The organism is Pradoshia sp. (genome assembly GCF_051873915.1).
Taxonomy (GTDB): Bacteria; Bacillota; Bacilli; order Bacillales; family Pradoshiaceae; genus Pradoshia.
Genome location: NZ_JBJEFJ010000177.1, coordinates 23,339 through 30,086 on the forward strand (window position 1 = coordinate 23,339; position 6,748 = coordinate 30,086).

5 protein-coding genes are annotated in these 6,748 nt (G+C 45.8%); 4 read left to right on the forward strand and 1 reads right to left on the reverse strand.

Annotated elements, in window-relative coordinates:
* Positions 1-4: 4 nt before the first annotated feature.
* On the forward strand, positions 5-1,183 hold the full coding sequence (locus ACI35L_RS15330; RefSeq protein ID WP_439803249.1) for a CamS family sex pheromone protein: 1,179 nt from the start codon (positions 5-7) through the stop codon (positions 1,181-1,183).
* Between the two features lie 158 nt (positions 1,184-1,341).
* Positions 1,342-2,889, forward strand: coding sequence for an L-glutamate gamma-semialdehyde dehydrogenase (pruA, locus tag ACI35L_RS15335; protein WP_049672341.1), 1,548 nt, complete (start codon positions 1,342-1,344; stop codon positions 2,887-2,889).
* A 41-nt stretch (positions 2,890-2,930) separates the two neighbouring features.
* On the opposite strand, the gene ACI35L_RS15340 is transcribed toward pruA, so the two are convergent.
* Positions 2,931-3,344 (reverse strand): NUDIX hydrolase, encoded by a 414-nt coding sequence (locus tag ACI35L_RS15340; protein ID WP_049672340.1) that lies wholly within the window; start codon positions 3,342-3,344, stop codon positions 2,931-2,933.
* 399 nt (positions 3,345-3,743) lie between these two features.
* Here ACI35L_RS15340 and aceB point away from each other — a divergent pair, with 399 nt between their 5' ends.
* Both aceB and aceA read left to right on the forward strand, forming a co-directional pair.
* The gene (aceB, locus tag ACI35L_RS15345) at positions 3,744-5,333 is read left to right on the forward strand and encodes a malate synthase A (protein WP_049672339.1); all 1,590 of its coding nucleotides are present in this window, start codon (positions 3,744-3,746) and stop codon (positions 5,331-5,333) included.
* A gap of 31 nt (positions 5,334-5,364) precedes the next feature.
* Entirely contained in the window at positions 5,365-6,642 is a 1,278-nt protein-coding gene (gene aceA / locus ACI35L_RS15350; RefSeq protein WP_049672338.1) for an isocitrate lyase, read from the forward strand.
* The last annotated feature ends 106 nt before the right edge of the window (positions 6,643-6,748 follow it).

Genomic DNA, 6,748 nt, shown 5'->3' on the forward strand with positions numbered 1-6,748 from the left:
AATAATGAAGCGCTTTTTGGCAATAACATTGGCGATGATGCTGACAGCAACAGGCTGTGCCCCGAGCTTTGATAAGAGTGAAGTGGTAGAAGATGATACAGATACAGAGAATACCGAGAAGGAATCCATTATTCCTGAGTACCAAATCTCTGATCAATACTACCAAACCTTACTGCCATACGAGACGAGCGATACGCGCGGCCTTGTAACATCAAACATCAACACTCGCCTGGACTTGGAGGAATTTGAAACGGGATTGATGAGGCTTTCGCAAGACCCATTCCCGACTGATGAATATGTGTTCCGTGAGGGGCAGGTCATTTCAAAGGAAACGGTCACAAGCTGGCTGCAGCGTAAATATACGAGTGCACAGCTGAAAGAGAAAAAGATGACAGCCGATGAAAATATGGGGCTGAATCCTGTTGATGACGGTAAAGGAGACATTGAGGAGCGGTATGAGAAAAATCCTGAATACCTTGCCCATATTCTAGAGCATAACTATTTGGTGAAATCCGATAACAATAAGGTAACCCTCGGGGGAATCTCCATCGGACTTGCATTGAACTCTGTCTTCTATTACCAGAAGGAGAAGTATGGCGAAACATATGAAATAAAGATTGATGCCAAAACACTCCAAGAAAAGGGTGAAGAAATTGCGGCGGAAGTCGTCAAACGTGTTCGAGGATTGGAAGGTGCAAAGGATGTGCCTATCCTGATTGCTTTGTTTGAACAAGAAAGCAAGGACTCCGTTGTACCAGGAAACTTCATTTCTTATACAGTTATCAATGCAAACAGCAGCAAAATCTCCAAGTGGAAGAATGTTGATGAGGATTATTTCCTCTTCCCATCTTCAAGCGCTGAAGAGAAGCATCGAGATGACGCCAGCACATTCTCAAATTTCAAGGATGATGTGGAAGAATACTTCCCGAATTACAATGGCGTTATCGGCAAAGCCTTCTATGTGAATGAAGAAATGAAGAAGCTGACGATTTCCATTGATATGCAGTTCTACTCTAAGAGTGAAGTCATTGGGTTTACCCAATATGTCGCAGGACTTGTCATGGATCATTTCCCTGATTACTTAGAGGTTGAGACGAAGATCACCTCATCGAATGGTCAGGAATCTCTAATCGTCAAAGAAGTTGATGATAAAGAGCCATATGTGTATATTTACAATGAATAAAAGAAAAGCAGGGCTAATAGTCCTGCTTTTTTTATAGTTAAATAGTAGAATAATCGGAACATTTTGAGTTGACTTTAAATAAAGTGACGTATAATACTGAATAGTTTAAAATAAAGGATAGGTTACTTTTATTTTATTATACATAGGGAGGTCATCGAATGGTACAAGCGTACAAACATGAGTCACTGACAAACTTCAAGGCTGATGAGAACAAAAAGGCATTTGAGGAAGCACTCGCATTAGTGGATGGTTACCTCGGCCAGGATTACCCGTTGATCATTGGCGGTGAACGCGTGACGACTGAAGAAAAGATTGTCTCTACTAGTCCATCCAATAAAGAAGTAATTATCGGCCGTGTGTCCAAAACGAATAAGGACCTGGCGGAAAAAGCCATGCAGGAAGCCTTAAAGGCCTTCAAGACATGGAGTAAAACAAAGCCTGAGGTTCGGGCAGATGTCCTATTCAAAGCCGCTTCCATCATTCGTCGCAGAAAGCATGAGTTCTCCGCGCTTATGGTTCGTGAAGCAGGCAAGCCATGGGCTGAAGCCGATGCTGATACAGCAGAAGCAATTGATTTCCTTGAGTACTACGGAAGACAAATGCTGAAGCTAAAAGACGGCCAGCCAGTCTTAAGCCGTCCGGATGAATATAACCGATATGACTATATTCCTCTTGGTGTCGGGGTTATTATTTCCCCTTGGAATTTCCCGCTGGCAATCATGGCAGGAACATGTGTCGCAGCAGTTGTATCCGGAAATACCGTTTTATTAAAACCAGCCTCCACAACACCGGTCGTATCTGCGAAATTTGTAGAAGTCATGATGGAAGCAGGCTTACCTGCCGGCGTAATCAACTATGTGCCGGGCAGCGGCTCTGAGGTTGGTGATTATTTGGTCGACCATCCAAGCACGCGCTTCATCAGCTTCACTGGCTCCCGTGATGTTGGAGTGAGAATTTATGAAAGAGCATCTAAAGTCCACGAAGGCCAAAAATGGCTGAAACGTGTTATTGCTGAAATGGGCGGAAAAGATACCATCGTCGTTGATTCTGATGCAGACCTAGAGCTGGCAGCTAAATCCATCGTGGCATCTGCCTTCGGTTTCGCCGGGCAAAAATGCTCTGCCTGCTCAAGAGCAGTCATTGTAGAGGATGTCTATGACGAAGTATTGAACCGTGCCGTTGAATTGACGAAAGAACTAACATTTGGTGACACAGGGGACTTTGGCAACTTTATGGGTCCTGTTATTGATGCTGGTGCCTACAAGAAAATCACAGGCTATATCGAGATCGGCAAGGAAGAAGGACGCATCGTCGCTGGCGGGGGGTCAGATGATTCTAAAGGATACTTCATCGAGCCAACCATCATTGCAGACCTTGCCCCAGATGCACGCATCATGAAGGAAGAAATCTTCGGACCAGTCGTTGCATTCTGCAAGGCGAGCAGCTTTGACGAAGCGATTGAGATTGCTAATAATACAGATTACGGCCTAACTGGAGCAGTGATTACACGTAACCGCGCACACCAAGAAAAAGCGCGTGAAGACTTCCATGTCGGCAATCTGTACTTCAACCGCGGCTGCACAGGAGCCATCGTCGGCTACCAGCCATTCGGCGGATTTAATATGTCCGGTACAGATTCCAAAGCAGGCGGTCCTGACTACTTGCTTCTTCACATGCAAGCTAAAACAACATCTGAAGCATATTAATAGATTGAAAGACCCCACCAATGGTTTTGGAGGGGTCTTTTTTAGAATTCTATGAAAAAGGGCTGGTTGGTTTTATCAAGGCAATGCTCAATCCGCTGCCGAAAATTGTTCCAAGTGACCAGATCCAAGCCCTCCTCCAGCGGAAAGAACCCAACCTCCAAACTCTCAGGAGAGGTCATCAATTGCCCGCCAATGGGCTTCGCTAAGAAAAGAGTGTTACAGATTGACCGCTTCACATTTTGAAATATGCCGCAAAAGGATAGAATTTCTATATCAATTCCTGTTTCCTCCTTCGTCTCCCGAATAGCTGCCTCCTTTAGTGACTCACCCTCCTCAACCTGCCCGCCCGGCATCTCCCAGCCGCGCTTCGGTCCTCTTAGCAATAAAATCTCCTGTTTCTCATTTATAACAATCGTTGCCGCTGACACAATATGCTTAGGCGGTAGACCATTCATAAAATACCCTCCTCATTCTCATAGCATATATAAGAATTTCTGCATGAATGGACTAAAGTCCTTTTAAAGGACAGCATAAACCCAGGCATACCTAAGTTAGTGAACTGTATCGTTGACCTTGAGAAGGTGGTGATACAGCGCTCACCTTACTTCATCTGTGTGTTATAGGACTGTAAGCATTAAGAAGAAAGAATCTAGTCTTTCTAGTAAAGGCTAAGGATACGCTGCTATGCCTTCCTCAACCATATAAAACACGTCGCACAAATACCTAATTTTAGAAAAATATGAAAAAATTCCACGAAACTATTTGCATTTTCTAAATACTGTTATATAATACAAAATATATTAAGTTTTCTGTTTTATAACAAAAGATGCAGGTAAAGGAAGTGAGCTTGTAACATGGCGGTACAGACAAATGGACTGAATATCCATGGAAAGATGGAGCAGGGATTTGAAGAAATCCTCACTCCAGAAGCACTTGAATTTATCGAACAGCTTGAACGGCATTTCGGGCCGAGAAGAAAGGAATTGCTTGAGAAGCGGGCAGAACGGCAAAAGGAGATCGACGAAGGAAAGCTGCCTGATTTCCTGAAGGAAACAGAGCATATTCGAAACGGCGATTGGACGATTGCATCGCTTCCGAAGGACTTAGAAGACCGGCGAGTAGAAATTACCGGGCCGGTTGACCGAAAGATGGTCATTAACGCATTGAACTCAGGCGCCAAATGCTTTATGGCAGACTTTGAGGATGCAAACTCTCCAACCTGGAACAATAATATTGAAGGGCATATAAATCTTCGCGATGCTGTCAATCGAACCATCAGCTTTGTCAATCCGAATGGCAAGCAATACAGCCTAAAAGAAGAAACTGCAACCTTGATTGTGCGCCCAAGAGGTTTCCACCTGGAGGAGAAGAATGTCACGCTTGATGATAAGCCGATATCAGGCGGTTTGATGGATTTTGGCTTGTTCTTTTACCACAATGCCAAGACTCTTCTCGCAAATGGAAGCGGACCATACTTTTATCTGCCGAAGATCGAAAGTCACCACGAAGCGCGTCTTTGGAACGATGTATTCGTCTACGCGCAAAACCACATAGGCATCCCGCATGGCTCCATTAAAGCAACCGTCCTCATCGAAACGATCCTTGCAGCATTTGAAATGGACGAAATTCTGTACGAACTAAAAGACCACTCCGCAGGACTGAATTGCGGCAGATGGGATTATATATTCAGCTACTTAAAGAAATTCAGAAATCATGACTCTATCATTCTACCGGATCGCTCCGTCGTCACGATGGCTGTACCGTTCATGACAGCCTACTCCTTGTTGGCCATTCAGACCTGCCACAAGCGGAATGCACCAGCTATTGGCGGAATGGCTGCCCAGATTCCGGTCAAAAATGACGAAAAGGCGAACGACGAAGCCTTCGCAAAGGTACGAGCTGACAAAGAACGTGAGGCAAGAAACGGCCATGACGGCACATGGGTAGCCCATCCGGCCTTGGTTCCGGTGGCAAAGGAAGTATTTGACGAATTCATGCCGACACCAAACCAAATCCATAAGAAAAGAGAAGACGTCAGCGTCAAAGCTGAGGACCTTCTTGAAGTGCCAGAAGGCGCCATCACCGAACAGGGTGTCCGTACGAACATCAATGTCGGTATTCAATATATCGAATCGTGGCTTAATGGACGAGGAGCTGCCCCAATCTATAACCTGATGGAGGATGCTGCAACCGCTGAAATCTCCAGAGCCCAGGTATGGCAATGGGTGCGCCATCCGAAAGGGGTCCTTGATGATGGCCGTAAAGTAGACATGGCCATGTATGAAACTTTTAAAGAAAAAGAATTACAGCGAATCAAATCCGAGCTAGGCGAGGAACGATTCAATTCCGGCCGATTTGATGAGGCGGCAGAGCTTTTCGACAAACTCATCAAAGAAGATACGTTTTATGACTTCTTGACGTTACCTGCATACGAAATTCTATAAATCTGATATGAACATATAGGAGGAATTAGGAATGAGAGAAGAATTAGTGAAACAAATCGAAGACCAATGGAAAGACGAAAGATGGCAAGGAATTGAACGCCCATACTCTGCTGAGGATGTCCTCAAGCTTCGCGGCTCCGTTCAAATTGAACATACATTAGCAAGAAGAGGCTCTGAAAAACTATGGAACTACCTGAACACAGAGGATTACATCAATGCCCTTGGCGCCCTTACCGGTAACCAAGCTGTCCAGCAAGTAAAAGCGGGCTTGAAAGCCATTTATTTGAGCGGCTGGCAGGTCGCAGCTGATGCCAACCTTTCCGGCAATATGTATCCTGACCAAAGCCTTTACCCAGCAAACAGTGTACCAGCTGTTGTCAAGCGCATTAACCAAGCCCTTCAGCGTGCAGATCAAATTCACTATTCTGAGGGTAAGGAAGACATCGACTGGTTCCAGCCGATTGTAGCGGATGCAGAAGCAGGCTTTGGCGGACAATTGAACTGCTTTGAGCTCATGAAAGGCATGATCGAAGCAGGTGCTGCCGGCGTCCATTTCGAAGACCAGCTTTCTTCTGAAAAGAAATGCGGACACTTAGGCGGAAAAGTATTGCTGCCAACACAAACTGCTGTACGTAACCTGATCGCAGCACGATTGGCGGCCGATGTTATGGGCGTACCAACCATCCTGATCGCCCGGACAGATGCTGATGCAGCTGACCTAATCACAAGCGACATCGACCCAGTTGACCATCCATTTATTACGGGAGATCGCACGCCAGAAGGGTTCTACCGTACGAAAGCGGGTATCGACCAAGCAATCGCTCGGGGATTATCCTACGCACCATATGCTGATCTAATCTGGTGTGAAACATCCGAACCAAACCTAGAAGATGCGAAGAAATTCGCAGACGCAATTCACGAAAAATTCCCTGGCAAAATGCTTGCCTATAACTGCTCACCATCCTTCAACTGGAAGAAAAAGCTCGATGATGAAACCATCGCAAACTTCCAAAAAGAAATTGCAAAAATGGGCTACAAATTCCAATTCGTTACCCTTGCCGGCTTCCATGCCCTCAACCACAGTATGTTCGAATTGGCAAGAGGCTACAAAGAGCGCGGCATGGCTGCATACTCCGAGCTTCAACAAGCAGAATTCGCAAGCGAAGCAAACGGCTACACAGCAACCAGGCATCAACGCGAAGTCGGAACAGGCTACTTCGACGAAGTCGCCCAAGTCATCACTGGCGGCACATCCTCCACAACGGCCCTCAAAGGATCCACGGAGGAAGAGCAATTCCAGCAAGCTTAATAGAATGCGAGATGAAGACCGAACCCTTTTGTGGGTTCGGTTTTTTGTTTTTGGTAAGGGGGAGCTGGGGAGTAGGAGTGCCCAGCCTTTGCCCATGCAAAGGGGG